The sequence below is a fragment of the Patescibacteria group bacterium genome (genome assembly GCA_026415775.1).
Classification (GTDB): Bacteria; Patescibacteriota; Minisyncoccia; order UBA6257; family JAAZHW01; genus SKW32.
Map to the genome: position 1 here is coordinate 1 of JAOAGL010000020.1, position 601 is coordinate 601.

A 601-nucleotide genomic window follows, 5' to 3' on the forward strand; every position below is an offset into this window, starting at 1 on the left:
TTAAAAGAATTTAATTACGAACCTGGTTTATTTGAAATTTTATTTGAAAGATTTCTTTAATTTTTTAAAATTAAAATAAGTCCCCATAGCTCAATGGAAAGAGCGCAGCCCTGCGGAGGCTGAGATCGAGGTTCAATTCCTCGTGGGGACGCATTTATTAAAAATATTTATAAATTAATATGAATGAATTTAATTTTCGAGATTTTTTAAATTACATTATTTTATTAAAACAAAACATTAACTGGGTCAATTTTTTAGATTTGTTTTTCGTTGTTTTAATTATTTTCTTTTTTTTATATTTTTTTAAAAAAATACATGTTCATCGAGTAGTTTTAGGTTTTTTAATATCTTTTTCTTTGATTTATTTTTTGAGTTTTTGGTTAAAGTTTTATACAGTTTTATCGATTGTTAATTTTCTTTTAGGTTTTTTATTAATTATTTTTGTTATTTTATTTCAAAAAGAATTAAGAAGATTTATTCATATTCTTGATATTAAATATTTAAAAAAAGAAATTTCAAAAAAAAGAAATAGTTTTTATTTAAAAGATGATTTTCTAAAGAAATTAACAGAAACTGTTTTTGAATTAGCAAAAAATAAAAT

1 protein-coding gene and 1 tRNA gene are annotated in these 601 nt (G+C 20.3%); both read left to right on the forward strand.

Going from position 1 to position 601, the window contains the following annotated elements; genetic code table 11:
- Positions 1–79: 79 nt before the first annotated feature.
- A tRNA-Arg gene (locus N2692_03160) sits at positions 80–151 on the forward strand.
- Between the two features lie 28 nt (positions 152–179).
- A partial coding sequence (locus N2692_03165; protein ID MCX8016263.1) for a hypothetical protein occupies positions 180–601 on the forward strand: 422 nt, incomplete at its 3' end.